The 26,756-nt window shown below is 61.0% G+C and carries 20 protein-coding genes; 7 read left to right on the top strand and 13 right to left on the bottom strand.

What is annotated here, in order from left to right:
• Positions 1 to 6: 6 nt before the first annotated feature.
• The 5 genes from AC6I99_RS10195 to AC6I99_RS10175 form a co-directional block, all read right to left on the bottom strand.
• Positions 7 to 978 (bottom strand): LysR family transcriptional regulator, encoded by a 972-nt coding sequence (locus AC6I99_RS10195; RefSeq protein ID WP_217376623.1) that lies wholly within the window; start codon positions 976 to 978, stop codon positions 7 to 9.
• Between the two features lie 13 nt (positions 979 to 991).
• Positions 992 to 2,665, bottom strand: coding sequence for a sulfatase family protein (locus tag AC6I99_RS10190; RefSeq protein WP_497945238.1), 1,674 nt, complete (start codon positions 2,663 to 2,665; stop codon positions 992 to 994).
• A 45-nt stretch (positions 2,666 to 2,710) separates the two neighbouring features.
• Positions 2,711 to 5,044 carry an arylsulfatase gene (locus AC6I99_RS10185; protein WP_497945239.1) on the bottom strand — a complete coding sequence of 778 codons (2,334 nt, stop codon included), beginning with the start codon at positions 5,042 to 5,044 and terminating at the stop codon, positions 2,711 to 2,713.
• Between the two features lie 75 nt (positions 5,045 to 5,119).
• Entirely contained in the window at positions 5,120 to 6,700 is a 1,581-nt protein-coding gene (locus AC6I99_RS10180; protein WP_471766714.1) for a sulfatase-like hydrolase/transferase, read from the bottom strand.
• 194 nt (positions 6,701 to 6,894) lie between these two features.
• Complete coding sequence (locus tag AC6I99_RS10175) at positions 6,895 to 7,782, bottom strand: formylglycine-generating enzyme family protein (protein WP_437344721.1); 888 nt, start codon at positions 7,780 to 7,782, stop codon at positions 6,895 to 6,897.
• 357 nt (positions 7,783 to 8,139) lie between these two features.
• Between AC6I99_RS10175 and AC6I99_RS10170 the strand changes: the two genes are divergently transcribed.
• From AC6I99_RS10170 to AC6I99_RS10150, 5 genes are read left to right on the top strand one after another with little or no spacing between them, the layout of a single operon-like run.
• The gene (locus AC6I99_RS10170) at positions 8,140 to 9,159 is read left to right on the top strand and encodes a VOC family protein (RefSeq protein WP_217376628.1); all 1,020 of its coding nucleotides are present in this window, start codon (positions 8,140 to 8,142) and stop codon (positions 9,157 to 9,159) included.
• On the top strand, positions 9,159 to 10,109 hold the full coding sequence (locus tag AC6I99_RS10165; protein WP_217376629.1) for a fumarylacetoacetate hydrolase family protein: 951 nt from the start codon (positions 9,159 to 9,161) through the stop codon (positions 10,107 to 10,109). Before AC6I99_RS10170 ends, AC6I99_RS10165 begins: the two co-directional genes overlap by 1 nt.
• Complete coding sequence (locus tag AC6I99_RS10160) at positions 10,106 to 11,146, top strand: cyclase family protein (RefSeq protein ID WP_217376630.1); 1,041 nt, start codon at positions 10,106 to 10,108, stop codon at positions 11,144 to 11,146. Before AC6I99_RS10165 ends, AC6I99_RS10160 begins: the two co-directional genes overlap by 4 nt.
• Positions 11,147 to 11,195: 49 nt before the next feature.
• On the top strand, positions 11,196 to 12,281 hold the full coding sequence (locus AC6I99_RS10155) for an amidohydrolase family protein (protein ID WP_217376631.1): 1,086 nt from the start codon (positions 11,196 to 11,198) through the stop codon (positions 12,279 to 12,281).
• Positions 12,274 to 13,248, top strand: coding sequence for a fumarylacetoacetate hydrolase family protein (locus tag AC6I99_RS10150; RefSeq protein ID WP_217376632.1), 975 nt, complete (start codon positions 12,274 to 12,276; stop codon positions 13,246 to 13,248). The genes AC6I99_RS10155 and AC6I99_RS10150 overlap by 8 nt, the downstream gene beginning before the upstream one ends.
• A gap of 75 nt (positions 13,249 to 13,323) precedes the next feature.
• On the opposite strand, the gene AC6I99_RS10145 is transcribed toward AC6I99_RS10150, so the two are convergent.
• From AC6I99_RS10145 to uxaC, 5 genes are all read right to left on the bottom strand, one after another.
• Positions 13,324 to 14,364 (bottom strand): LacI family DNA-binding transcriptional regulator, encoded by a 1,041-nt coding sequence (locus AC6I99_RS10145; RefSeq protein WP_497945240.1) that lies wholly within the window; start codon positions 14,362 to 14,364, stop codon positions 13,324 to 13,326.
• Positions 14,365 to 14,683: 319 nt separating this feature from the next.
• The gene (locus AC6I99_RS10140; protein WP_497945241.1) at positions 14,684 to 15,226 is read right to left on the bottom strand and encodes a gluconokinase; all 543 of its coding nucleotides are present in this window, start codon (positions 15,224 to 15,226) and stop codon (positions 14,684 to 14,686) included.
• Positions 15,216 to 16,445 carry a D-mannonate dehydratase ManD gene (gene manD / locus AC6I99_RS10135; protein ID WP_497945242.1) on the bottom strand — a complete coding sequence of 410 codons (1,230 nt, stop codon included), beginning with the start codon at positions 16,443 to 16,445 and terminating at the stop codon, positions 15,216 to 15,218. The genes AC6I99_RS10140 and manD overlap by 11 nt, the downstream gene beginning before the upstream one ends.
• Positions 16,442 to 17,836 carry a mannitol dehydrogenase family protein gene (locus AC6I99_RS10130; RefSeq protein ID WP_497945243.1) on the bottom strand — a complete coding sequence of 465 codons (1,395 nt, stop codon included), beginning with the start codon at positions 17,834 to 17,836 and terminating at the stop codon, positions 16,442 to 16,444. Before AC6I99_RS10130 ends, manD begins: the two co-directional genes overlap by 4 nt.
• Positions 17,833 to 19,233: a glucuronate isomerase gene (uxaC, locus tag AC6I99_RS10125; protein WP_497945244.1), complete on the bottom strand. Its 1,401-nt coding sequence runs from the start codon at positions 19,231 to 19,233 to the stop codon at positions 17,833 to 17,835. The genes AC6I99_RS10130 and uxaC overlap by 4 nt, the downstream gene beginning before the upstream one ends.
• A 221-nt stretch (positions 19,234 to 19,454) precedes the next feature.
• Here uxaC and AC6I99_RS10120 point away from each other — a divergent pair, with 221 nt between their 5' ends.
• Together AC6I99_RS10120 and AC6I99_RS10115 are read left to right on the top strand one after the other, a co-directional pair.
• Positions 19,455 to 19,880: a YidH family protein gene (locus AC6I99_RS10120; protein ID WP_497945245.1), complete on the top strand. Its 426-nt coding sequence runs from the start codon at positions 19,455 to 19,457 to the stop codon at positions 19,878 to 19,880.
• A gap of 3 nt (positions 19,881 to 19,883) precedes the next feature.
• Complete coding sequence (locus AC6I99_RS10115) at positions 19,884 to 20,228, top strand: DUF202 domain-containing protein (RefSeq protein WP_497945246.1); 345 nt, start codon at positions 19,884 to 19,886, stop codon at positions 20,226 to 20,228.
• Positions 20,229 to 21,154: 926 nt separating this feature from the next.
• Here the strand turns inward: AC6I99_RS10115 and AC6I99_RS10110 are convergent.
• The 3 genes from AC6I99_RS10110 to AC6I99_RS10100 are packed head-to-tail and all read right to left on the bottom strand — an operon-like array spanning position 21,155 to position 25,897.
• Positions 21,155 to 23,572 (bottom strand): AAA family ATPase, encoded by a 2,418-nt coding sequence (locus AC6I99_RS10110; RefSeq protein WP_497945247.1) that lies wholly within the window; start codon positions 23,570 to 23,572, stop codon positions 21,155 to 21,157.
• Positions 23,565 to 24,137 (bottom strand): hypothetical protein, encoded by a 573-nt coding sequence (locus tag AC6I99_RS10105; protein ID WP_497945248.1) that lies wholly within the window; start codon positions 24,135 to 24,137, stop codon positions 23,565 to 23,567. Before AC6I99_RS10105 ends, AC6I99_RS10110 begins: the two co-directional genes overlap by 8 nt.
• Positions 24,137 to 25,897, bottom strand: coding sequence for an SIR2 family protein (locus AC6I99_RS10100; RefSeq protein ID WP_497945249.1), 1,761 nt, complete (start codon positions 25,895 to 25,897; stop codon positions 24,137 to 24,139). The genes AC6I99_RS10105 and AC6I99_RS10100 overlap by 1 nt, the downstream gene beginning before the upstream one ends.
• Between the last annotated feature and the right edge of the window lie 859 nt (positions 25,898 to 26,756).

The raw sequence follows: 26,756 nt of genomic DNA, 5'->3' as shown, positions 1-26,756 counted from the left end.
CGGTTGCTAAGCCGTCTCTGGGTGACCGAAGCCGGGGTCCGAAACGACGAGCGGGTGAATAGTGGGTTGGAAGAGTTCCGGCAGTTGTGCGCTGGACCGTATCACCACGGACCTCAGCCAAGTGTTTGCCGGGTCATCGTTTTGAATCGGGTGCCAAAACATGGCCTCGACCAGGAACGCCTCTTGTTCCAGAGGCAGCTCAAGTATGGCTATAGCGTCCGCCTGTTGAGCACGTGCGGCGAGCATTCGCGGTACCGCCGCGACGAGGTCTGTTCCATCAACAAGCAAGGGCAGTGCCAGGAATCCGTTGGTGACGGCGGCGACGTTGCGTTTGAGGTTGAGTTGTTCGAAAAGCTTGTCTGCCGGTGTCCTAATGCCCTCACCAAAGAATCCGACTGCGTGCGGCAGCTTGGCCAGTTCCGCAAGCGTGATACTGCGCTGGTCCAGAACCGGATTGGCTGCCCCAACTATGGCTACGAAACTGTCCCGGAACAGCTGCCTGCTCGCTCCCGGCATACCATAGCCAGCGGGTGCGATCAGCAAATCCATCCGGGAGAACTCGGATACTTCGCCACTGATGGAGCTGGTGGGAACAAACTCCACGGAGACTCCCGATGCTTCCTGCTGCAATATGCGGCGCATCGGCCCGACCAGCAGAGTCGCTGCGTAATCGGACGCGGCGATGATAAAGGTGCGGCCCGTGGTTTCAGGATCGAATGCCGAGCGCGCTCCGGACATCCGCTGAATCCGGTGCATCGTCTCGTCGACGAGTGGGACAAGTGACTGGGCAAAAGGTGTCAGTTCATACTTCCGGCCGACCCGGAGCAGCAGCTCGTCGTCGAAGTGTCGTCGCAGACGCGCCAAGCCTGTGCTGGCGGCGGGTTGGCTGATCTGAAGTTGGTCAGCAGCCCTCGAGACATTCCGCACCTCGAGCAAGACATGCAGCAGCGGCACCAAATTCAGGTCGATACCTTTCACAGCGCGTGCCCCGTCATCGGATTGACCTGCTGCCGTCTGTCGGGAGCTCGGAATGGACGCCGGCCTGTACATCCGGGCTCGGTTCAAATCCAAGCCTCCAGGCCCTGAACCACAAAGGCCCGCCGTGAGGCTCAACAGGACCGGTATACAGTTGCCAGCTCCTGCCGTCGTCTGCCGGCGACCCGCCGAGGCGTTCAAGCATTGCCAAGCTCCGTCCGGGGACGCCGGGCTCAACCGTGGTCCATCCGATTGATGCTCCGGGCGTTTCGCACGTCGCTTCAAATCCTTGGGGAGTCTCGGTGATGGTAGGCCTGGCAGTGACTTGGCGCTTGCCTCCGGGTCGCCATGTTTCGATGAGCGCGTCCTCGTTCATCAATCCGAGGTCTCCGTAGTGTTCCTGCCAGTCGCGCAGGGCAGCCCTCATCCTCGTAACCGTGGTCTCGAATTCCGGGTTCGACGCGAGATTGCGCGTTTCGTGCGGGTCCGCGGCAATGTCGTACAGTTCCTCTTCGGGTTTGCTTGATGCCACAAGGGTGCGCTGTAGGTCCGTGAAGAGAGTGCGCGGCTCGCCGCGGCCCATCTGGCTGGCCTCCTGCTTGGCCAAGTTGCGGAGTTCAATCCAGGTCGCCAACTGATCCGGATAGCTTGTATGAGGAAGGGCTGCCCGGTCAGGGTGGAAATGCCGGATATATCGGAACCGGGCGTCCCGGACGGTCCGGGACGTGTCCTCTGCCTCATCCATACGGTCCCGCCCACCGAAGGCGTACTGGTTGGTTTCCCTGATAATCCCACCGGTGGAAGAAAGGAACGACACCCCCTGCATGTGCCCGGGGATCGGAAGGCCACAGGCATCGAGCATGGCAGGAGCCAGGTCGAGTGTCTGCACCACATCGGTGATTACAGTTCCTGGAGCGATTTTCCCTGGCCACCGCACAATAAGGGGTTCGCGCAGCCCTGCTTCCGTGGCCCATCGCTTAGCGCGCGGCAAACCGCGGCCGTGATCGCTCCAGAAAACCACGATCGTATTTTCGGTCAGTCCGTCCTCGTCCAGCTGATCCAGGATGCCACCCACCCAGTGGTCCATTTCGGTGATGAGATCCAAGTATCGGGACCACGCCATTCTGAACACCTCGGTGTCCGGGTAATAGGGGGGCAGCGGCGCGTCTTCCGGGCGATGGCGCTGTTCCGCTTTCACATTCAACGTCGCCTTGGCGAAGGCTTCATCATCCAGGTGAAGCTGGGATTCGTGGGTGCTCATTCCCTGGAAGGCAGCGAAAAACGGGGCGGCAGCGTCAGGCCTGTTCCTCCAGTGCGCTGTCGGGGAACAATCGTCATAGACGGTGTTCGGCACGTCAACCTGGAAATCGGTGTACCAGTTGTTGGTGCAGTAGTAACCGGCCTGACGGAAATACTCCGGCAGCAGCCGTACCTCCGGGGGCGGGACCGCGCGGGTGCGCATATGCATGGTGCCAATCGCCGTGGGGTAGCAACCTGTCATGATTGCCGACCGGGCCGGTGCGCACACAGGAGCGGCGGCGAAGGCCTGGTCGAACCTGGCCCCTTCATTGGCCAACCTGTCAAGGTTAGGTGTGATGGAGGACTCGGCGCCGGGCCACACGCCCGCGTAACACCCGAGATCCGGGTTGATGTCGTGCGTGGAGATCCACAGTACGTTGGGCTTTTCCATGACGTCTTTCTATATGAGTAGGCTCAGGTACATTGCCTTCAGGACTTAGTCGAAGACTTTCTCGACTTCCTGCTCGATGTCGATGATCTGTTCCCTGTTGTAGGCTGCCTTGGCGCCGGGGGTATACCGGACTGAGGAGAGCTTTCCTGTATACGGGAAAGCTCCCCGCCGTTGGTACAGGTCCCAGTCCACGGGTCCTCCGCGGTCAATGCCGACGCTGATGCCGGTGAACGGACACATACCGCCGGTCAGCTGAAGAACCGGGCCGAGCCGGACTTGGCTCTCTCCAGTACTGACCTCAATGTCCCACTTGAAATCGGGTGTCGCGACGAAACTGACCCTCACATCCAGCATGCCTTCGGAAAGCGGAACTAACGTGCGCAGCATTTCCCCGTATTGGTTGTACGACAAGTGCAACGCGTCAGCTTCAACGTACAGGCTGTAACCACCGCCCTGGTCTCCGTGGGCGAGAAGAACCCCCTCGTTGCCCGGCCTGTGCTCCAAGCGGACGTCAATCTGGAATGAACGCATTCGAATGAGCTTGTTGGAACGGAAACGTTCCAAGGTTGCTGTTCCGGGGTACAACGTCACCGGTTCTTCGAAGAGAAGTTCGGTCGAGGGACGGTTGCGCATCATCGAATGGTCATCATTGAGCGGAAACACCTGGTTGTGCCATGCCGCGGCCTTCCAGCGTTCTGCAAGTTCCCGGACCAGTTGCGGCTGCTCAGGGGCTAGGTTCCGAAGTTCAGTTGGATCGGCTTCAATATCGTAAAGTTCCCATCCGTCCTCTCCCCCGGTGGACCCATTGGGGTGAGGCTCGATGGCCTTCCATCGCCCGTCAAGAAAGGACCTGCGGCCACCCAACTCAACGTATTGCTCTGTGTGGTGCGTCGGTAGTGCAGGGTCGCGCAACCATGAATCAAAGGAGTAGCCGTCCGTTTCAAGGGCCGGCCGGCCATTCCTGCTCTCCAGTGGTTCAACTCCCGCGAGCGCCATCAACGTAGCTCCCAGGTCAGTTGCGTAGGCGTACTGCGTCCTGAGCCCGTTGTCGCCTGCCGCCCGCGGCAGTCCCGCAGGCCACGACAGCAGCATCGGGACTCGGACGCCGCCTCCGTAGGTGTGCGACTTGTACAGCCGGAACGGCGTATTGGAGGCATAGGCCCAGCCATGGGGGTAATGCACGTAAGCTTGCGGGCCGCCAATAAGTTCAGGATCCCGAGCGACATCAGTAGTCCATTCCTGCGGCAACGCCGGATTGCGGGCACCGAAGCCACTGAAGTAACTGCGGGTACCTCCGGACCCGCCTCCCGCTGCTCCCCCGTTGTCGGAGGTGAAAACCACAATGGTGTTTTCGTATTCGCCGGATTCCTTCAGATGGTCAGTGAGCTTCTTGAGGTTCTGGTCTACGTTGTCGATCATGGCGGCGTAAACCTCCATGTACCTGGCGAACAGTTCTTTTTGTTCTCCGGTCAATGATTCCCAAGGGACGACCTCCGCGCCGGGTTCTGTATTTCGGGGCGCGCACTGGGTCCCTTTGGGGAAGAGGCCGCTGCTGACCTGCCGTGCGAACCGTTCGGATCGGATGTGGTCCCAGCCGGACTCGTACTTTCCACGGTACTTTTCGATGTCAGCAGCTTTAGCTTGAAGTGGTGCGTGTACGGCCTGGTGCGAGAAGTAGAGGAAGAACGGTTTCGCCGGATCCGATGCGCGGAGTGACTTGATCATGTTGAGGGCGCGGTCCGTCAGGTCATCCGTGAGGTAGAAGTCGTCAGGATATTCGTCCACCGGCACTTGCGCGTTGTCCTGCACCAAGCGGTGGGGGTGGAAGAGAGAAGTAAACCCGTCCATGCATCCGTAGTACCGGTCGAAGCCGCGCTGGACCGGCCAGCTGTCCTTCGCCGCCCCATCATGCATCTTCGACTCAAGGGTAAGGTGCCATTTGCCCACCATGAAGGTGGCGTAACCTCCGGCCCGGAAGTTTTCCGCCAACGTCGGGGCGTCCTCGGGCAACTCCATGGCGGTGTTGGGAAATCCGGGATCCATGTGGGGGACAAAGGCGAAGCCTGCGCGGTGCGGGTTGAGGCCTGTGAGGATCGCGGCCCTCGACGGAGCGCACATCGGCGGTGTCTGATAGTTGTTGAGCCGGTACCCCTCACCCGCTATTTCTTCCAGCGTAGGAGTGTCGATCTCCGCCCCAAAAGGCGAGATGTCGCTGAAGCCCATGTCATCGAGGAGCATAAGGATGACGTTGGGAGCGCCCGACCGGGCGCGTCGCTGCCTGGGCCAGGACGGTGTTGAGTCTGAGGCGCGTTCGCTGACGTGTCCCTCGAATTGTTCGTATCCGCGGACTGGGTAGGGGCTGTTGTGTGCTGGGCTCATTGCTTCCTCACGTTGGAAGTAAGTTCATGGTTGGGACGAAAGGCTGGCACGCCAACCGGGCAGGCCGGTTCCGTTTTACGGTCGTCGTGGTTTGTTGTAGTGCTTGTAGGCGATATCGAAGCCCTGGCTGATTCGCGTCTGCATCAATTGCTCGGCGTCCTCCGACAGTTGCTCGTGCGGGCGGCCTGCGACCAGGTCTTCACCGTTGGAAGTAAATCCTTCCGGGCGGCCTTGGAGTGTTTTTGCCAGCAGGCGCCTCCATGAGATCAGGTTCTCGGAATAATCTTCCCGGGTTGAGAGGTCAATAATCTCGTCAGGGTCTTCGACCAGGTTGAAGAGCTGTTCGGCGCCCGAACTGTCGAACCAGATGTACTTCCATTTACCGTCAGTCAGCGAATGCCAGCTGGGTTCGTACATCAGGTTTCCTTCGACCTGTTGTCCAGGCAGGGCAGGGTACATACCGGCGTGCGCACCGCGCAGCGAATTCTCGCTATGGAGGTACTCACGCCAATTCGGCTTTTCGCGCTCCAGCTCATCCCCGTTTTCGCGGTCCAGCTCATCCCCGGTCTCCAGCAGGGAGACGATGCTCTCACCGTCTACGCCTTCGGGGCAGGGAAGGCCCGCAAGGTCAAGGACAGTGGGTAGGATGTCGTGCCAGCCTACGGGCTCGTCCCGTACCTGCAGCGGAGAAATGCCCGGCCCTGCAATCAGGAACGGAATATGCGCCGACCCTTCGTAGGGGCGGGACTTGTGATACAGGTAGTGGTCCCCGAGGTTCTCTCCGTGGTCGGATGTGAAGATGATGTAGGTATTCGGCATCCGCGCGACCTTTGCCAGAATCCTGCCGATTTGGTAATCCGCGAACGTAATGTTGCCGTAGTAACCCGCTTGGACAGATTTCAACAACTCGCCGTCAAGATTGACGTAGCCGGTTCGGTCGGGGTTCCAGTTTGCTACCGGCGGGATGTCCCACTCCCCGATGGCCGGTTCGTCTACATCCCCGTTGTTGTAATAACGGTTGAAGAACTCTGCCGGCGGGTTGAGCGGGCCATGGGGGGCGTAGTAGCCCACCGAGAGGAAGAACGGGCGGCCGGTGTCCCTGACATTCAGGAACCTGAGCGCCTCCTCTGTGGTCCACTGCGTGTGGTGAAACTCGTTTGGCATGTGGAAGGGAGCCGCTACCAGGGAGTTGTTGCCCGTACCGTTGCCGTAATAGCCGCCGGCCAAAGCGGGGGCATTGTTCCGAAGGAATGCGAAGAAGTGATCCTTGGTATCTTTCAACTCCGAGCTCGGATCCCCCGGCACGTAGTATTCGAACCCGTTCGGATCATCTGATGGGACCGTGTGGAAGGTGCGGCCCACCAGAGCAGTCTGATAACCACCGCCCCGGAGCTCCTTTGGTAGGGAGTGCTCCATAGGAAAGTATGGGATCCCAATGTTTCCCTGTACTCCATGTGTGGATGCCAATTGCCCGGTGAGGAACGTCAGCCGTTGCGGGATACAGACGGGACATGTTGAGTAGGCAGCGGAGAAGCGTGCCCCCCGTACAGCCAGATAGTCCAAGTTGGGAGTGAACACCCGCCGTTTGCCTTCTATGCCCAGGCAATCAGCTCTGTGCTGGTCGGTATGGATGACGAGGAAATTAGGCTTGGCCACTCCGAGCGTCCCTTCTTGTACGGACGGCACCGGAACCAAGGCGCCAAGGAAGATCCCTAGCCACCACCTGTATGGTCCGGATGCGTTGTTGATTCACCTACTACGGTGACGCAACTCATGTATCCGGGAAAGCCCGATCTGTGGATACAAACTATTAGGGAGTGACATACACCGGTGCCGGGGTTAGTGCCTTCTCACACATCAGAAGCGGTTCGGAAACCGCAGTTGCCGCTGGATGAATCAGGCGTGTTCGAGGTTCTGGCGGCGACGCGGTAACGGTTGCAATATGAGTCGTGGCAGAGGTAGGAGCCGCCCCGCATGACGCGTCCCGCTCCCACCGTCGGTCCTTGAGGGTTCAGCTCAGGCGAGTTGCGATAGTACCGGGGCAGATACCAGTCCGAGCACCACTCCCACACATTGCCGGCGACTTCAAACAGCCCGTATCCGTTGGGAGGAAAAGTCCTCACGGGCGCAGTTCCAACGTAGCCGTCGTCGGCTGAGTTGTATTCAGGAAAAGTGCCTTGCCAAATGTTGCAGAGATGCTCGCCATTCGGCCCTCTGAGTTCGTCACCCCACGCGTAACGCTTCCCCGAAAGCCCTCCTCGAGCGGCGTACTCCCATTCGGCTTCAGTGGGAAGACGACGCCCTGCCCATTGGCAGTAGGCCAAAGCGTCGTCATGGGATACGTGGACAACCGGGTGGTCAGGTATCTCGGACCAATGCGAGTCCGCTCCCCCGGGGTGCCGCCAGTGCGCTCCCTTCACACTCAACCACCAAGGAGCGCCTGATGCTTGCCCTAGTACATCCCCGGGGGGCGCCGCGAGGAGTAAGTGGAACACTGCGGAGGTACCGTAAAGCTCAGCTTCGGTTTTGTAGCCAGTGGCCTCCACAAACCTGCCGAACATCTGGTTGGTCACCGCTGTTTTATCGATGCGGAACTGGTCAACGCTGACCTGGTGGACAGGGGTTTCACCATTGGCGGCGTAGCCTTCGTTGAAGGCATCGCCCATCGAAAAAACACCTGACGGGATTAGCACGTCCTCATGAGCCACATTCAGCGTGCGGTGGTCACCAAGCGCCAAGTGACCTCTCACGGGCCCCTGCCCCTCTCTACCGCCACCAGAGCAACACGAACCTGGTGATTGGCGGGCTTCATCACCCAAATGGTTGCTGACACTAAACTCCGCCCCGGGCTCTTCGGCCGGCACAGCAGTGGGCTGCTCTTTCATGGTGTTCCCTTTCATATGAACAGTGAGAAACCCGCAATCGGGCAGGCATCGCGAGCCGATAGTGCCACATGCTATCCCCTGTGGACCATTCACTCTGCTTATATTTGGCATTCAAGAATTGGTCTATTGCAAATACCAGTCGGGATCCATAGTGGTGAGTGATGACCCCGGAACACGGGGATCCAATTCTCTCCCGAAGGAAGTACCCACGTGGAAACTCCACTCTCTCATCTTGCCCACCTCGAGATCACCACGCCGGACGTTGAGGCGTCGGCACGGTTCTACGAGGAAAAGTTCGGCATGCGCATCATCGACCGTATCGGTGGCAACGTGTACCTGCGATGCTGGGGCGATTACTACCGTTACAGCCTGGTAATCACCGAAGGTCCGGAGGCCTCTTTGGGGCGGATGGCATGGCGCACCAACTCCCAGGCCGCACTTGAAGCAGCAGCAGCTCGCGTGGAAGCCACCGGCGTACAGGGCACCTGGACTGCCGGCGGCCACGGCTACGGCAAGGCATACGAGTTCACCGGCCCCTACGGCCACCACATGCGGCTGTTTTATGACGTGGAGAAGTTCGTTGCAGAGCCCGGTTTCGAATCGACCTACCCGGACCGCCCCGAACGCCGCAGCAGCCACGCCGCAGCTCCCCGCTTCCTGGACCACGTCACAGTAGCGAGCTCGGATGTCCGCGGCTTTGCCAAGTGGTACAACGAAGCCCTGGGCTTCCGTGTCATGGCGTTCGTGGACCTGGACGAAGCACCCATCACCGTCTTCTCCGTACTCACCACCAACGAGAAGTCACACGACCTCGGCGTCGTCCTGGACACCTCCGACCGCGCCGGCCGGGTTAACCACATCGCTTTCTGGGTGGACGCCACCGAAGACCTGCTCCGTACCGCAGACGTCATGATGGAAAACGGCACCCCCATGGAATACGGCCCCTCCATCCACGGCGTGGGCGAGCAGAACTTCCTCTACTTCCGCGACCCGTCCGGGATGCGTGTGGAGCTGAACTCCGGCGGCTATCGCAATTACGTCCCGGACTGGGAAGCCAACACCTGGAAGCCCTCGGAGGGCTCGAACAATTTCTACAAGAACGGCGCCATGCCGCACTCCATGACCGAATCCTTCCCCCCGGCCGAGGGTTTCACCGCCACCGAAGAAGGCGCCTCCCCCGAAATGAAGGAAGCCCTCCTGAACCCCTACGCCAAGCAGGGCCGCGGCTAATGACCCAGCCAGAATATTCACTGATCCGCTTCCAGGAACCCGGCGACACCAAAACCCGGGCCGGCCTCCTAGTCGGTGACCGGGTCCTGGCCCTGGACCGGGACATCAACTCAATCATCCAACACTGGGACACCACCGAAAACGAACTGGACTCACTCGCTGCATCCGTTGGTGAGGAAATCGGCCTGGCCCTGGCCGCCGTCGAGGTCGTCTCCCCGGTGGAACCCGCGCAGGTCCTGCAGACGGGGGCGAACTACCGCAAGCACGTCATCGACCTCGCCGTCGCGCACCGCGAACCGGGCCAGGACGCCGAAGAGGTACGCGCCAAAACCGCCGACATCATGGACAGGCGCGCCGAGCAGGGAACACCGTACTTCTTCATCGGCCTCCCGACGGCGATCGCTTCGGCCACGGACGACTTGACCCTCCCGTCGTACTCAAAAACCCACGACTGGGAACTGGAACTGGCCGCCGTGATCGGCAAAACCGCGTTTCGGGTCACCCCCGAAGAAGCACTGGAGTACGTCTTCGGCTACACCATGGTCAACGACATCACAACCCGTGAATACGTGTTCCGCAAAGACATGCCCGCGATCGGTTCGGACTGGTACCGGGCCAAGAACGCCCCTGGATTCTTGCCGACCGGGCCTTTGCTGGTCCCGGCGAAGTTTTTCGGCGACCCGCAGGACGTCCGGGTGACCTTGAAGCTCAACGGCAAACCCATGCAGGACGAATCAACGCAGGACATGATCTTCGGCGTCGCCAAACTCGTCAGCGAAGCGTCGCAGAACATGCCCCTGCGCCCCGGAGACCTGATCCTGACCGGCAGCCCGGCAGGCAACGGCCAACACTGGGGACGGCTCCTCCAAGACGGCGACGTTATGGAAGGCACCATCACCGGACTGGGCACCCAACTCATCCACTGCAAAGACGAAGGCAACCAGCCGTGACCGCCCAGGACACAGCAGACACCACCGGCACCGGGGAATCAGCCACTGATTCCCCGGTGATCCGGCGCGAGGACCCGCTCGGCAGCATCACCACAGCGGCCTACAAATACAACAACTGGGGCCGCTGGGGCGAGGATGATGTGCTGGGCACCTTGAACTTCATCGACACCGCCAAACGCATCCAGGCCGCCGCCCTGGTCACCACCGGTGAAGCGTTCTCCTTGTCCCAGCCCTTCGACACGAACGGCCCGCAAAAGGGGTGGCGGCGCCGCACCAACCCTGTGCACACCATGACCGACACCGGAGTCGACGCCGAACGCGGCAACCAAGGCTTCCCCCACGGATTCGGCGGAGCAGACGACGTCATCGCCATGCCCCTGCAGTGTTCCACCCAATGGGACGGCCTGGGCCACATCTTCGACCGCGGCCAAGCCTGGAACGGCCGGGCCGCCGGAGACGTCGTCACCTCAGAAGGAGACCTGTACACCGGTATTGAAACCGCCGCCGCGAAGATCGTCACCCGCGGCGTGCTGCTCGACGTCGGTCGCGCCCTGGGCCCCGAACTCGGACACCCTGAGGGGGAACTGCCCGACGGGTTCGCGATCACCGCCGAACATCTCGAACGCACCATCGAGCTACAAGGATCCAGCTCCACAGTGGGCCGAGGGGACATCGTGGTGATTCGCACCGGCCAATACACCCGCGTCCGACGCGAAGGCTGGGGAGACTACGCCGGAGGCGCCGCCCCGGGCCTGTCCTTCAGCACAGCCCCTTGGCTGCACACCACCGAGATCGCCGGAATTGCCACCGACACGTGGGGCTTTGAAGTGCGTCCCAATGAGTTCGATGGTGCGTTCCAGCCACTCCACCAGATCGCTATCCCCAACCTCGGACTCTTCCTCGGAGAAATGTGGGACCCGGACGCATTGGCCCAAGCCTGCGCAGCAGACGGGAAATACGACTTCCTGCTCACCGCCGCCCCGCTGCCCATCACCGGCGCGGTCGGATCCCCCGTCAACCCCATCGCCCTCCGATAAACAAACGAACCAGCCAACCACCACCACTACCTTCGAGGACGGAACAGACATGACCGAAACCTCCGCCAACCCCACAGTGGACGTCCACGCCCACGTCCTCCTTCCGGCCCTCCAACAACTGGTTGCAGATTCCGATCCTGAGGGCTTCGCCGCTCTTCAGGCCCTGGAAGTCCGACGCAACGGGCCCGAGTCCATGGCCGCTTCGGGACTGATGATCAAGGAACGGTGGCCGCAGCTCACGGACGTGAACCGCCGGCTCGCGGACATGGACGCCCAAGGCGTCGACATCCAGCTGGTCTCCCCGTCGCCGTCGCACTTCTACTACTTCGCCGGCGAAGAACTGGCACTGCAACTCGCCTCCGCGGCCAACCAGGCCGTCCGGGACCTCGTGGACCAGGCACCCGACCGTCTCCACGGCCTCGGAGTGGTCCCGCTCCAGCATGCCCATCGCATGGTCGAAGCTTTGGAGCATGCAGTGCTGGAATGCGGACTGCTCGGCGTGGAAATCGGCTCCTTCGCGGCTACCCCCGGCCGGGACCGCACCACCGTGGAACTATCCGACCCTGGCCTGGAACCGTTCTGGTCCCGGGCCGAGGAACTCGGCGCAATAGTGTTCGTGCACCCCTTCGGCTGCTCCTTGGATGAACGGCTGGACCGCTTTTACCTCGCCAACACCATCTCCCAACCCGCCGAGAACGCCGTTGCCCTGTCCCACCTGATCTTCAGCGGCGTCCTCGACCGCTACCCGAACCTGAGAGTCCTCGCCGCGCACGGCGGCGGGTACCTGCCCACCACCATCGGCCGCTCGGACCACGCATGGAAAGTGCGCCCCGAAGCCCACGGCTGCGCCGAACCGCCCTCTTCCTATCTGAAGAAACTCTTCTTCGACTCGCTGGTCCACAGCTCCCGCGAACTGCGGGCACTCATCGAGGCGGCCGGCCCCGGACAAGTGCTGCTCGGCTCGGACTACCCGTTCGACATGGGCTCCGAACAACCAGCAGAGAAGGTCATGGCCGCAGGGCTTCCCGAGATCGAGGCCGCATCAATTCTTGCCGGTAACGCCGCCCGGCTCGGCATTACTGCTGCCTCGACGCGCACGGCGGGCCACGCCGTCCAAGGAGGCACCCATGGTTAAAATCGCCCGATGGAATGACGACGGCGGCACCCAGACAGGATTCGTCGACGACGGCAACTGCTTCGCCGTGGCCGAGGGACGCACCGTCAACCACCTCTTGGATGCCGGCTTGGAAGGAACTCTGGCCATCGCCGAGGAAACGCTCAGCACCATAAACCCCGTCCCGCTGCGGGACGTCCAGTTGGTGGCACCTCTCCAACCGGCCACCATCCGGGACTTCGTCGCGTTCGAGGAACACGTCGAAGGCGTCCGGAAAAGCATCGACGGCGTAGCAGGCGTAGTCCCCGAATGGTACGAGGCGCCCACCTTCTACTTCACCAACCCGCACACCGTGACCGGCACCGGCGAAGTCATCGGAATCCCGGCCGGATGCACAGACCTTGACTTCGAAACCGAAGTCGCCGCCGTCGTCGGACACGTCACCGGCTCCGACGGACGCAACCTGACCGTCCAGGACGCACACCGCCACATTTTCGGGTACACCATTCTCAACGACTGGTCCGCCCGCGACCTGCAACGACGGGAAATGAAGGTCAGCCTCGGACCCTGCAAAGGCAAGGACTTCGCCAACACACTTGGGCCCTGGATCGTGACCGCAGACGAGTTCGAGAACCTGCACGACGACGAGGGCTTCCTCCCGATCTCCATGGCGGTAGAAGTCAACGGCCAGCACATCGGCCAGGACTTACTCTCCAACATGGGCTGGCCCTTCGCGGAACTCGTAGCCTACGCATCCCAGGACTCCGTGATCCGGCCCGGAGACGTCCTCGGCTCAGGCACCTGCGGCAGCGGATGCCTCGCAGAACTCTGGGGACGCAACGGCACCCAAACACCCCAGCCACTGAAGACCGGGGATACCGTCCGAATGACCGTCGAAGGCATCGGAACCATCGAAAACACCGTCGGTAGCCGGCGGGAAGCCATCACAAGGGTTCCGGCCCGTAAGCGGCCACGGATGCAAAGATGAATCTCCCCTCGTGTATCGCTGCAAAAACAGGAGCGGCCCCGTGTTTCTGGGGCCGCTCCTGTTTTTTTGCGCGGCTTACGCGTGGGTGGCGGCCTTCCCGCTTGAGCCACGCAGCAACAGTTCAGTCTCCATTTGAAGTGTTACGGAAGTAGCCTGGGAGCTGTTGAGAAGGTCAAGCAGTCTCGTCGTGGCTGCTACACCGCACCTGCCAAGGGGTGAGCGCACCGTGGTCAAGGCCGGGGTGGTGAAGTCTGAGCCGAAAAGGTCGTCGAAACCTATGATGCTGATGTCGTCCGGGACGGATACGCCGCCGGCTTGCAGTTCCTGCAAAAGTCCGATGGCCAGCAAGTCGTTGTAGGCCAAGATCGCGGTGGCACCGCTCGCCAGCACTGCCCGCGCGACGTCCCGGCCTCCGTTGGTGGTTGACTTGCTGGACTCCACATAAACGCATTCCAAACGGGACCACTCGCAGGCACTTTGGACAGCATCCCAGCGATGCGCAGACATCCAGGACCCGGGATGGCCTGCGACAAAGGCCACCTTCTTGTGGCCATTACCAGCCAGATGCCGTATTGCTTCCGCAACGCCTTTGGCAACATCCGGGATTACACACGGTACGCCAACCACTTCCCGGTTGATGACCACCAAGGGCTTCTTCGAAGAAAGGTCAAGAATGACGGTGTCGTCCATGCGGGAACCGGCCAGGATCAGGCCGTCCACGCTTGCCAACATCCTCTGGGCGGTTTTAAGTTCGGTGTTGGCTGACTCCGCAGATTCCGCCAACACCAGGGTGTAGCCCCGTGCGCTGCTGATTGTTTGAGCCCCGCGGACTATCTCAAAGTAGGTTGGATTCGTAATGTCAGCAATGATGAGTCCAAGCGTTTCAGTTTGTCCCGTCGGCAGGGCACGTGCCATCGGGTTGGGTGTGTAACTCAACGTGGCAGCGGCTTCCTCAATCAGCCCTGCAGTCTTAGCGCTGACCCTCCCAGGTTTGCTGAAAGCCCGGGAAACGGTGGAGGGATTGACTCCGGCCATCTTGGCTACGTCGTAAATAGTGGCAACCTTTGGACCGGGACGCGTGTTCTTCTCAGGAGAACCTGGAGCCGCTGCAGCCATGAACAGACTAGGCCCGGCCACGTGTACTGACGCACTCCACCAGCGTGGCACATGGCCCGACTAATTGCTTGGCATATGGGTTCGGAGCGGCCATCATCAAGTCCTCGGTGATGCGCACGGAAAGAGACAAGAGCGAGAGCTTCGCATCGAGAATCTGACCGTGCAGTTTTGTAAAGCATTCATCTACCACGTTGACGTATCTCAAGTATCGGTAGAAGAGCGATCTTTAGATAGCAAGTATTGACAGTCCTGATAGTTTGCAGGGATTCGAGCGGCCCGCTCCCCAATGCGAGCGGGCCGGTCGAGACAGGCCACGAGGCTAGCTGCCCTGTTCTCCAGAGACGGCAACAACGGGTAACCCTATGTCTGTGATTCCGCACAGAGAATCGGCCAAGACCTGCTGCACCGGGGCAGCGATACTGACGACGATCCCGGTTTCGTCTGATTCGAGCGGTTCCAGGGTTGCCAGTTGCGAGTCGAGGAGGGAGGGTGGCATGAAGTGGCCGGGGCGGTTGTTCATGCGTTCGCCCAGGAGTTCGCGGGTACCGTGCAGGTGCACGAAAGTGACTCCCGGGTCGCCGTCGCGGATGATGTCACGGTAGGCACGTTTGAGCGCACTGCACGCGATCACAAGGGCAGCGCCCGACGTCGAGAACCGCCTGCCGATTTCGGCCAGCCAGGGTGCCCGGTCGGCGTCGTTCAGGGGTGTGCCGGCGGCCATCTTGTCGATATTCGCCTGCGGGTGCAGCGAATCTCCGTCGAGGAACTCCGCGCCGAGCCGTTCAGCCAGGGCCGCACCCACGGTGCTCTTACCGCACCCGGCAACACCCATCACCACAAGATGGGTCGGTTTACCAGTCATGAACGGTGCCGTCGACGAGGCGGTTGTAGGGCAGATAGGCCTGCTGGTACGGGTATGCGTTGGCGGCTTCTTCGTTGAATTCGACGCCGATGCCAGGGTTGTCGCCGGGGTGCAGGTAGCCGTCCTTGAAGGTCATGGACTGCTGGAAGACCTCGTTGGTCTTGTCCGAGTGCTGCATGTATTCCTGGATGCCGTAGTTATGGATGGCCAGGCCCACGTGCAGCTGCGCGGCGAAGCCCACCGGGGAGATATCCGTGGGGCCGTGGAAGCCGGACTTGATCTGGTACTGCGCGGCGAAGTCCATGACCTTCTTCAACGGGCTGATGCCACCAAAGTGCGTGGACGCGGCCCGTACGTAGTCGATCAGCTGTTCCTTGATCAGGGTCTGGTAATCCCACACGGTATTGAAGATCTCCCCGATCGCCAACGGAGTGGTGGTGTGCTGGCGGACCAGGCGCAGGCCTTCCTGGTTCTCGGCCGGGGTGCAGTCCTCGAGCCAGAACAGGTCATAGGGTTCCAGCGCCTTGCCGAGCTTGGCGGCCTGGATGGGGGTCATGCGGTGGTGGCCATCGTGCAGCAACGGGATTTCGGGGCCGAACTCGTTCCGGACCGCTTCGAACACGGTGGGCAGGTGCCGCAGGTAGGCGCGGGTGTCCCAGTCCTCCTCCAGCGGGAAGTTGCCCCGGCCCGCGGGTTCGTAATCATAGCGTTCACCGGAGGCCTGGGCCTGCGCGGCGACACCGTACACGGCCTTGATCCCGGGCACGGCGGTCTGGATCCGGATCGACTTGTACCCCAGTTCCAGGTGCTCCCGCACGGAGTCGAACAGGGACGGGATGTCCGAACCCGAGGCGTGGCCGTACGCGCGGAGCCCATTGCGCGAGGCACCGCCCAGAAGCTGGTACACCGGCATCCCGGCCAGTTTGCCCTTGATGTCCCACAACGCCATATCGACGGCGGCGATCGCGGCCATGGTAACGGGGCCGCGGCGCCAGTACGAGGACCGGTACAGGAACTGCCAGGTGTCCTCGATCCGGTGCGGGTCCTTCCCGATCAGCAGCTGCGCCACGTGCTCTTTCAAGTAGGCGGCGACGGCGAGTTCGCGGCCGTTCAACGTGGCATCGCCAATACCGGTCACACCATCCTCGGTAGTAATCCGGAGAGTGACGAAGTTGCGGGACGGGCTGGTCACAAAGACATCAGCAGCAATGATTTTCATGGTTGTCCTTTCAGCACGGGCTCGGCGTCGAGGCTGCCCGCGGGTTCAAAAGCGGAATCGGCAGGGGACGCAGCCGTGAGTTCTGTCTGCAGGGCGTTGAGACGGTTAACGAGGCCGGTGTCGCGCGCGAGGTCCGAGCTGAGCAAGCCCAGGAGGGCCGCGATTCGTTCCTTGCCTTCGAAGGCGTTTCCGACGCTGATGTGCTCGGCGCGAGGATCTTGCAGGTCGGTAGCAGAAGACACGTAAGCCAACCATGCGGCGATCATCCGGGCGGCTCCGTCTCCGGATCGTCCGGCCATGCGTTCAGCCGTCAGGACCGGCAGCGCCCTCATCCGCAGCTTCGTGGTCCCGTCCATGGCGATCTGGGCCAGATGGTGGGCGATCCTTGAGTTGCTGAAGCGTTCCAGCAGCGCGGCCCTGTATTCCGGTACGCCAAGCTCGCCAGGCAGGTGCCGTTCAGCTTCGTCCCAGAAATCCTCCACAGCATCCCGGCAGAGGGGGTCGGACAAGGCCTCGGCCACGGTGGCGTGGCCCCGGAGTTGCCCGGCGTAGGCGAGGATCGAGTGGGCCCCGTTCAGGAGCCAGAGCTTGCGGTTCTCGTACGGTTCGATGTCGTCCACGAACACCGCGCCGGCGTCCTCCCAACGAGGCCGGCCTGCCGGGAAGTCTCCGGACAAAACCCAGTTGTGGAAAGGCTCGGTGACCACGGGCGCGTCGTCGAGGTAGCCGCAGGATCCGGCCACCAAGGCCACGTCTTCGGGGGTGGTCCGGGGTGTGATGCGGTCAACGGAGGTGCTGACGAAGCTGACGTTCGCGTCGATCCATTCGGCCAGCCCGGCATCAACCTCGCGGGCCAGTGAAAGCACCCCGTTCCGGGCTACGGTTCCGTTGTCCGAGAGGTTGTCGCAACTGACGACGGCGAGCGGCCCGGCGTCGTGGTTCTTACGGGCGGCGAGGCCCGCGACCAAGCGGCCGATCGGCGTCGTGGGTTCACCTCCGGACAGCAGTACGGGCAAGTCCGCGGCGCCCAATCCGTACGCAGCCTCCGTGATGGTCAAGGTCACCACGGCGGTGGCAGGAGCGGCGAGGAGGTCAAGGAAGCGGGCCACATCAGCACCGTCGACGGCTTCGACGATGCTGCCCACCACTTCAAAGGAGTCCCCGGCGTCGGAGCGTTCCACGACCGTGAACAGGCCATCCTGGGCGGCCAGGACAGTTGCCGCGTCGGGCCTGCGTCCGGTGAACGAAGCGATGCCCCAGTCCCCTGCATCGCCGGCGTGCTGGGTGTACCAGGCTTGGTGGGAGCGGTGGAAGGCGCCGAGTCCGAGGTGCACAATGCGGACGGGCGCAGCCGGGGTGGTGCGGCTCAGCCGCGCGCGCGGAGTGCTCATAGTTTGAACACCCGGCGCGGGGAGCCGTCGACGATGTCGAGGATGAGCTCGTGGGCACGGTCCTCGGAAACCCGGTGTTCGGCCACCAATCGGGCAAGGAAGGAAGCTTCGATCCTGCGTGAGGCGTCATGCCGGGCGGGGATGGAGCAGAAAGCGCGGGTGTCGTCGATGAAGCCGGACGAACGCGAGAATCCTGCTGTCTCGGTGACGGCGGAGCGGAAGCGCAGCATGGCATCCGGCGCGTCCAGGAACCACCACGGGGCACCAAGGTAGACCGAGGGGTAAAAGCCCGCCAGCGGCGCCAGTTCCCGGGAGAAGACAGTCTCATCCAAAGTGAACAACACCAGGTGGAAGTCCTTGGCCGTACCGAAATCCTGCAGCAGGGGCCGGATCCCTTCGGTGTAATTGATGGCGAACGGGATGTCGTGGCCGGTGTCCGCGCCGAAGGCCTCGAACGTGGGCTGATGGTGGTTGCGGTAGGAACCCGGGTGGACGGTCATGACCAATCCGTCTTCCACGGACATCCGCGCCATCTGGTACATCATGTGGGCCTCGAACGCATCGCGGTCCGCGGCTGTGGCCTTGCCGGCGCGTGCCTTCTCGAAGAGCGCTTCCGCGTCGGCTTGATCCAGCTTCAGGGTTGCCGGCGTCCGCACGCCATGGTCCGCGGACACGGCACCGTGGTCCACAAAATAACGACGGCGGTTTTCCAAAGCGGCGATGTAACCGGCGTAGCCAGTACCGCCGTCGGCTGCGGTTTCGATCAGGCGCTCAACGTTGGCGGCCCAGGCAGGGTGGGCAACGTTCAAATACGCATCCGGGCGGAACGTCGGCAGGACGCGGCCGTTGAAGCTGGCGTCGTCGGTCAGCGCCTTGTGGCTGGCCAAGTCATCCAGGGGATCGTCCGTGGTGGCAAGGACCTCGATGTTGAAGTCCTTGAAAAGCTGCCGCGGACGGAAGTCCGGTTCGGTGAGCTTGGCCGAGATCGCGTCATAGCTGGCGTCGGCGGACATCCCGGAGAGGTCGGCGCCAAGTTTGAACACCTGCTCGAACTGGGTCCGGAGCCAGTAACCGGAGGCCGTTCCCTCGAAAAGGGGCCAGGCTTCAACGAACCTGCGCCAGACTTCGCGCGAGTCCTGGGAGTCGCTGGCATGAAGCTGATCCATGGGCACCCCGTCCGCGTGGATCAGGCGGGTGACGTAATGGTCCGGGCTCACCAGCAACGCAGCGGGATCCGGAAACGGAGTGTTCTGCTCGATGACAGCGGCATCAACGTGGCCATGGGGAGAAATGATGGGCAGGTCCTGGACGCGCTCCAGCAAGGACCGCGCAATGCTGCGGGTCCCGGGATCAGCGGGCAGGAGCCGGTCAGGGTGGGAAGGACTTTGCTGGGGCATGTTTCAGGACCTCGAATCTCCTGTGGAACCCGTGAACCGGGCTCATCTTCGTGCAAACCGACGGAAGCTCGACGCAGACCATTACCCTCAGTTGCACGACGAACGTTGGAACTCCCCTCTACTTTGGGCTGCAATAACTATTAGGGAAAGAGTCTTCTCCCTATATCAGTTATTCGTGGTTCCAATACTTACTTGCTTGAATTAACCGCATAATTGACGGCATGCCCACTCTCCTGCCAAGCAACTCCCGGACAGCCGTTAGCCAACCCGCTGCAGCAACCAAGGGGCGCGGTCGGCTGTCCGCTCGGCTCCTGCGCGGCGGAACGGAACCGGATCCGCGTTTCACCTTGGCAAATGAACGCACCTTTTTGGCTTGGATCCGTACGTCTTTGGCACTACTCGCCGGTGGCGTCGCCGTCGAAGCATTAATGTCCGGACCCCTGGCTCCGGACTTACGCAAAGCTATCTCCCTGCTGCTGCTCCTGTTGGCACTTGTCATTGGCGGAGGATCGTTCTTCCGATGGCTCAACGTCGAACGCTCAATGCGGCACAAACAACCGCTGCCCTTGCCATGGATAGCTCCTGTCCTTGCGATTGGCGGCGCAGCCGTTGCGGGAACCATGATCAGTTTCGTCATCCGGGGTTGATCCGTGCATCGAACAGCAAGCACGGTCCGGCACCACGACGCAGGACTCCAGCCGGAACGCACTGATCTTGCCTGGCGGCGGACATCGCTCTCCCTCGTTGTGGCAGCAGCTGTTTTCCTCCGGTGGGCACCACATCACGGCACATTCGTCGGGTTGCTTGCTGGCGCTGCCCTATGCGTCGCGCTGACCAGTAATGTGACCCGGAAAAGACGGTTTCGTCGCGCTGTCCAGGGAATCAATGACGAATCGCTTCCAGCCTCGACCGCTTCAGTGCTAGCCCTCGCAGCCAGCGTAGCCGCCTTGGCCCTGATGGGTATCTATACACTGCTGTTCCGCCCGCTCGCCTAGGAGCTTCAAGGGGTAGGGGATTCCCGGAACAAATTCCTTAGCAACGACGCGGTCCGGGCATTCTAAAGCGAATTTATCTAGCATTCGTGCTTCAGCCGGCTGCAAGCCAACGCACGACAGCTCAGATATGAGGGCAGCTTCCGCAAACGCGACCCGGTAAACTCCCGGCGTGGCCGCATTCTCCCCACTCACACAAACAGCTCCCAATGGGCACCCTGCACACCCGAGCTCGGCATCAGTGTCTAACCGGCTGTCATTTCACACTTATTGCGCCCGACGGCACGGACTGGCCAGACACCAAGGTTGGAATTGCTGACTTTCGCCTCCGCAACCACAAAGGCGTCCGCACCTATCCTCCTTAATAGGCCCAGACAAAGCCGACGCCCGCATGACGGGAGACCTACGCCGGCCAGACCAGTCCCCGGCTGGGTCACGGTCGCAAGTCATGTTGCAACTTGACCTTGCCAATGAAGGTGTGTGAACTCGTGCCACCCCCAGGCGGCGAAAGACCCGTGCGAACTTCTATCCGAACCAAAGTGTGTTCAAATTATGCACACCGTTTGGCAGGCACGGCTGCCCCAAATGGAAGACTCGAGCATCCGACGCGAACCCAAGGCGCCCATGAAGTTCCAAGGCAAGAGGCCCTCCACGTCTGGTGACGTCACAACCACAGACCATGAAGTGGTCAGCGCCCAAAAGTGGCCGCAAGGACACCCAGGAAGGACACCGAGTTGACTCAAGATCTCAGCCAGCGAAGCGCCCACCAGCCAGGGCGCTGACCCCGCTCCGCCACCCAAACTGAACAGGCGGCACCCGGAGGCCAGGCACCAGCCGGGACAATAAATCAGAGGGACTTGTCATCCCCTCCGGAGTGACAGCCCTCGCCACGAGCGTCTCACCGGGTGGCGGGTCATGGGCGTCGGTGGCTAGTTGATGATGGCAACGTCCGGTTCCCAGAAATGACGGGTGATGCCTTGGTCTTCGTCGGCAACGCGTTCGCCGAGCTCAATGGTTATGAGTTCGTCACCTTTGTAGGCGGGACTCAACTCGAGCGCAAGATAGTCAAACAGCTCTCGCTCGTGAACTGCGATGATGACCTGTCGTTCGTTTTGTTTCGACAAGAGACGGACGAGGGCAGCGAACTGCGCGACATGCACCTCGTCCATCGCTTGCACAGGGTCGTCGAACACCAGACAAGGGACGAGAGGCTCAACTGCGAGGTGCAGCGCGAGAAACAGCGACAGTGCTGCGGTGTTCAGGTTGCCTGCGGACAACATCATTTGCGGGGGCCCGCTGGTTTCCCCGTCGCGGTGAATGGTTTCCAGCTTGATGTCGAAGGTCTTCTTGGCCGCGCTTGGGATGCCGAATCTTGGAATGAAGCTCTCGTCGGGGGCGAGTCTGGTGAACACAGACTTCCATACATCATTGAGGGACTCAGTGAAGACGCGGTGAACGATGGCGGTTCGCGCTTGTGATGCGGCTTCGTGGACCTCTTTCGCCACGCCTTGACGGCGTTTGGCTTCCCCGAAACGGTCTTCCCATTGCTTCTTCTGTTCCACCACGTCAACCACTTGGCGACCGATCAGAGATTCACGCTCGAGGGCTTTCACCAGCAGAGCAGCTTGCTCAACGGCCTTCTTGCTCTGCTCGGCCTTGCGCTTGAGGCGGTCAACGTGAGCCTCTGCATGGTCACGCAGTTCGTTCAACACAGCCGGGAAATCCGGGGTTGATGGCACGGCTGCCCCCAGCACGTCCGCATACTTTGCGATCTCTCGGCTGATATGTACCTCTTCCAAGGTTGCAGCCTCAAGGTCATCCAGTGTCTGTTGAAGATCGCGCTCGGCCCGCTCGAGGTCTTTGCCATAGGACTTCGCCAATTCGATATCACCGACCTGGACAGCGAGTTCGGTAAGCGTCGTGAGACGGTCCTCAATGGACTGCCGCTGGTCTGGAGTGAGTAGGGTGCCCGAAAGCTGGGTGAGTTCGACTTCAGCACGTGCAATTCGTGCGACCAGGTTATCGCGATCCCGGCGAAGGACCACGAGTTGCTGGCCATGCGTCGCTAGGTCGGTAAGCTTTCCATCGATGTGAGCCAACAAATTGTGCGCGGCGGTTTCAGCGAAGTCTCGATCACAGACTGGGCATCTGTTGGTTTCTACGGCCACAGTGCGGGCGGCGGTCAGGCTCTGCACGAGTGCACTTGAATGCTCGTGAGCCTCGGTAAGCCTCGTTTGAACTGCATCAAGCTCGGCCTGGTCGCTGACCAAATTCGTGCGGACGGATTCGGTCTGCCTATGAAAATCCAAATCGCTGCGCAGTTTCTGAGCAGCTACATTCTTGGCATGTTCGATCGCGCTCCGCAGATCGGTCTGGAGGTTGGCGCCAGCAGTCCCCGCGGCTGCTTCCCATGCCCGAATCCTTACCCCGCTGTTGGCCTCCCATTCCTTCCTTCGGGTCGCCGTGGCTGCTAATGCGGTGCGTGTTTCCTCGAGGCGCTGCGGGGTGGGGCGCTCAATGAGCGCGGAGATGCGACCGCCTAAGGCGATGAGCTCTTGCTGGCGTCTTGTCGCACCCTCCAACTCTGCACGGGTGGAGGTGTCGTCGCGGAGTGCATCCGCGTACTCGAGGAGGGCCTGATCGGTCTCCCGTTCGGCCCCACCCCCACCATAGTTGAGGCCTACGATCGTCTCGCGCAGCGCAGTTCGCGCGCTGGCAACCTCCGACCGACACTCTGCCAACAGTGCGGTTTGGTTCTTAAGTTCAGCTGCTGCGGCTTTTGCTTCACGGTCGGCGTCGTCTACGCCAATTGCGAGTTTCTTAAGAACCCTCAGGTCGAGGGCCTCACGGAGTCCGTCCCGGAGGGCATCTAGCTTCTCCAAACCGAGGAGTTCATTGACGAACTTCTCCAGCGCCGACTGATTGCTTCCTTCGCGGTCCTGATACAGATCGAGCAGACGACTCAGGGATGCCTGGTCCAAGTAGCAGCGTTCGGCGTAAAACTGTGCCGCCGACGTGCTGAACGCCGGGGTACCTTCCGTACGCGCACCGCCGACCGTCAGCGGCTGCCCGGGATTACCTGCTTGCAGACTCTCGGCGACATCGACACGAACGGTCGCGTATGGCTGACCGAAGAATGGTAGATGAGCTCGGTATCGCGGTGAGCTTCGTTCCATGCTCCGGATGGAACCGGTCAGCGCAAGCTCGAGCGCGGACAACACGCTGGTCTTTCCTGTCCCGTTGGGCCCATGGATGAGAACGATGGGGGCATCCAGCGGGAACTCGCGCGTGCCCTCGATACGGCGAAAGTCTGAAACCGTCAGTCGACGAACCGGAAGGTCACGCATCTTCGCCTCCCTTCTTGTCTGTCCAGCCAGCCCCGGCGTTCGCGTACCGCCGCAGAGCTTCCCGGACTGCTTCTGGTCCGTCCTGGGCGGCTTGGATGAGTGCAATGTGCTCCGATGATGCCTTAGAAGGTCCAAGGGCACCCATCACATCATTAAGCGGGTCGCTTCCATGCATGAGATCGGCGTTGGGGAGACTGAGGGGCAGCAAGACAGCGACTGCTTCCTCGATTTCGGATACATCTGGTGTTGCTGACGATATGGGAAGGATCCGTGCATAGCGTTCGAGCTCCAATCGATCTCTGGCAGCCAGTCCGCCGAGAACCACGAGGCTGACCGGGCGACGAGACTCGGCCAAGTCGAGGGATCGAGCTAGACCTGCGACAAGGCGCTGCAAGCGGCGAGGAGGAACTTGGTCAGTGGCAATCAGTACCAAGTCATGCGAACTCTTGGTTCCTCGCGCGGCCGCTTCGAAGTCAAACTCTGTACCGACGATCGTCAAGGGCTTCGGCAGCCGTTCGAAGCCAGCGCGTTCGAGTACAGCGAGGACGTTGAAGACACTCGTCATTAAAATCCTCCTGCCAGTTTGAATGCCTCATACAGCTCGTCAACTGAGGACGTCTCGCACATGCTGGATGCGACGTTGAAGCGTCCAGCGCCGGACTTGCCATCGCGTCCATAACGGGACCTTGGGGACCTGGTCTGCGTTCGAGGCTCCTCGTCCGCAACGACGACCAGAACACTCGCGTCGCCATCGTCGAGTGCACCATCCAACTCGAGCCCCGTCAAGGCAGTGGCGTCCTTCACGAAGAAGACACGCGCCTCTTTGGGACCGGCTAAAAGACGGATCACCCCACCGTCAGGTGCTTTACCGTGGCCTGGCTCAACCGACCACTGTCCGGCGCTGAGTCCTCTACCAATGAGGGCCAACGCGATGGCGAGCCGACCGAACTGTTTCGATGGGTAATCCGGGTTGAGCACCGCATGGGCGATGGGACGCTCCGATAGCGGTTCGTAGCGTTTAGTAGTCTTATCCGGGGTCCGGCCCGCGCGGAAGATTGTCAGGGCCAGATTCACGACATCAATCAAACGGGATGTGAACTCGCGCTGAAACTCCAAGATCTCCGAAAACTGGAGTGTTTCAAAGTTGTCGGGTTGAGCAAGGCCGGCGGCAAGGTCGCGCAGCTCGACGAGATGGGTCTGCAACGGCTGCGCGGACACCGGCTCCCAGACGCCCTCAACGCTATGTTCGAGCAGGTAGCTCAGCTTTTCCGTGAGAGACGTCAGAACCAAAGCCAACAGTGTCGGCTTGGCGTACGCCCCCAACAGAGCAGAGTCCGCGATCGCCTTCGAGTTGCCCTGATGACTCTCACCAAACGTAATTTTGAGCAGAAGCCGGTGGTACGACTCGAGTCGCTCTTCACTGAGCACAACGGAAGGAGGAGCCGCGGGAAACGGGCGGGAAAGGTCCTGAATGGAATTCGCAAACATCGTGTGGAGGTTCGCGTCCTGGGCCGACAGGCCGAGCATCAGTGTCAGTCTGTCCGTGTACAGCGTCTCAAGATGCTTCCGCATTGACCGGTTCTCTTGCTTCGTGGTCCATGTCGAGATTTGAGATTCACGAGCAATGAGACGTTCTCGATACTCCCCCTGGAAGTCTCGGGCGCGCACCGCGCACCCGTGGAACTTGATGATGTCGATACGCGGGCCATGGTCGCGGAAGTCGTCAGGTTTCACCACCACGCGGACGAGCGACGCAAATGCCGGGGTCAGTTCACTCAAGGCCTTCTCGAGAAGGCCATCCCAGTTTGCCGTGACCGCTGTTGGCACCAACCCTTCCAGCAGGAGGATAGCGATGCAGTAGTGCTCTACATCTGGTTCAAGATCCGGTGCCCCGTACGTATCCGGAACATCGAGCCCGGTCCAGACGAGATAGTCTTCCGGACTATCGTCCCCAACGGGTACATCAAGCACACTTGCGTATTTCGTCACGAGTGCGGCGAGGATTTGCTTCCGCAGATCCCAGTTGCTGACCCCGATAGAGAAATCGATAGATTCGAGCTCTTCTCGGGTTAATGGCGTGAGCCGAAGGACTTCATTGAGCGCTATCCGGTACTCACATTCTGGGTCACCTGGATCGATGTGCGACCGGAGATGCTCTATTACACGCTCGAGGAGATCGTTAACATTCGGCACCCGCTCGCGCGAGATCCCCGAGCCCAGCCAAAAGACGTACTGTCCCTCATTGAAGCCAGCGGAGAACTCTGAAAACGTCGAGTCAAACTTCTCCAATACAGCCGGAACTGTTCTTGCAGGTTCAATGCTCATTCCAGCCCCCAGGTGCGAAACGTCTCCGCGCCTCGCGGATGGGCGACACGTCAGTGCGCGTTCTCATCCATCTTGCCATGCGTTGCATGCCACTTAGCGCCGTCTACCTGGCGCGTGTCACAGTGGCGCGCCGTAGACCTTGACCATGAGTCGACGTTGGCCCCAGCTAGAACGGCTGCCAGCATTTCTTCAGGGTGAAACGTAACTCCATTGATCATGTCAGTACCAGGCTTCATACGGAGAAGTCCGGCCCGCGGCCGCACATGGCGCAGGTCTCCGCGGCTGATGTTGTCCCATTCCGCAGAAATGTCGAGCCGCGGAGTCTGAAAGGTCGCACGGTTTGAACCACTTTACCCAGTGGTCGCCGGCAAGGACGTAGGCCAACATGTCGGAGAATGTAAGGGCCCATCGAGTAAGACAAATACCACGTGAAACAAGCGACAGGGAGTGGGCGGTCTATAGTCCCCAGAACCTAAAAAGTCAAGTTTTGTCAACACTCACAGGTCAATAGAGCTCTGACCTGCGACAATACAGTGCCCGAGGTGGGACTCGAACGGGATTCTTGGCCTTGTCATTGCTGGGAAGTGGCGAAAACGTCCGGAATCCGGGCCAGTCCGGCGGCTGTACGGACCAGTCTGAGGCGAAAAGTGTGGACATTGTCCACACCTCTTTTTTGCTCACACAGGTAGCTTCCCGGAGGCCGTTGGCAAAGAAACCCAAACGTCGGCCAAGGCGGCTGATGGGCACCCCTTGAAGGCCGCCGGAGCCGATTCGTTCGGCACAAAGAAACTGTCATCAGATTTCCTCCTTTCACACATTCATGGCGGTTCGATCAGAATGCGACATGACCGTGCAGAAC

This window comes from Arthrobacter sp. TmtSoilC77 (assembly GCF_059739415.1).
Note: the sequence above shows the minus strand (reverse complement) of the source record. Positions and strands in the feature narration are given on the sequence as shown.

Bases quoted from the DNA above. Each gene is read 5' to 3' on its own strand.
- AC6I99_RS10190 (WP_497945238.1), bottom strand. From the start codon at position 2,665: ATGGAAAAGCCCAACGTACTGTGGATCTCCACGCACGACATCAACCCG.
- AC6I99_RS10185 (WP_497945239.1), bottom strand. From the start codon at position 5,044: ATGAGCCCAGCACACAACAGCCCCTACCCAGTCCGCGGATACGAACAA.
- AC6I99_RS10165 (WP_217376629.1), top strand. From the start codon at position 9,159: ATGACCCAGCCAGAATATTCACTGATCCGCTTCCAGGAACCCGGCGAC.
- AC6I99_RS10155 (WP_217376631.1), top strand. From the start codon at position 11,196: ATGACCGAAACCTCCGCCAACCCCACAGTGGACGTCCACGCCCACGTC.
- AC6I99_RS10150 (WP_217376632.1), top strand. From the start codon at position 12,274: ATGGTTAAAATCGCCCGATGGAATGACGACGGCGGCACCCAGACAGGA.
- AC6I99_RS10145 (WP_497945240.1), bottom strand. From the start codon at position 14,364: ATGGCTGCAGCGGCTCCAGGTTCTCCTGAGAAGAACACGCGTCCCGGT.
- AC6I99_RS10140 (WP_497945241.1), bottom strand. From the start codon at position 15,226: ATGACTGGTAAACCGACCCATCTTGTGGTGATGGGTGTTGCCGGGTGC.
- manD (WP_497945242.1), bottom strand. From the start codon at position 16,445: ATGAAAATCATTGCTGCTGATGTCTTTGTGACCAGCCCGTCCCGCAAC.
- AC6I99_RS10130 (WP_497945243.1), bottom strand. From the start codon at position 17,836: ATGAGCACTCCGCGCGCGCGGCTGAGCCGCACCACCCCGGCTGCGCCC.
- uxaC (WP_497945244.1), bottom strand. From the start codon at position 19,233: ATGCCCCAGCAAAGTCCTTCCCACCCTGACCGGCTCCTGCCCGCTGAT.
- AC6I99_RS10120 (WP_497945245.1), top strand. From the start codon at position 19,455: ATGCCCACTCTCCTGCCAAGCAACTCCCGGACAGCCGTTAGCCAACCC.
- AC6I99_RS10110 (WP_497945247.1), bottom strand. From the start codon at position 23,572: ATGCGTGACCTTCCGGTTCGTCGACTGACGGTTTCAGACTTTCGCCGT.
- AC6I99_RS10105 (WP_497945248.1), bottom strand. From the start codon at position 24,137: ATGACGAGTGTCTTCAACGTCCTCGCTGTACTCGAACGCGCTGGCTTC.
- AC6I99_RS10100 (WP_497945249.1), bottom strand. From the start codon at position 25,897: ATGAGCATTGAACCTGCAAGAACAGTTCCGGCTGTATTGGAGAAGTTT.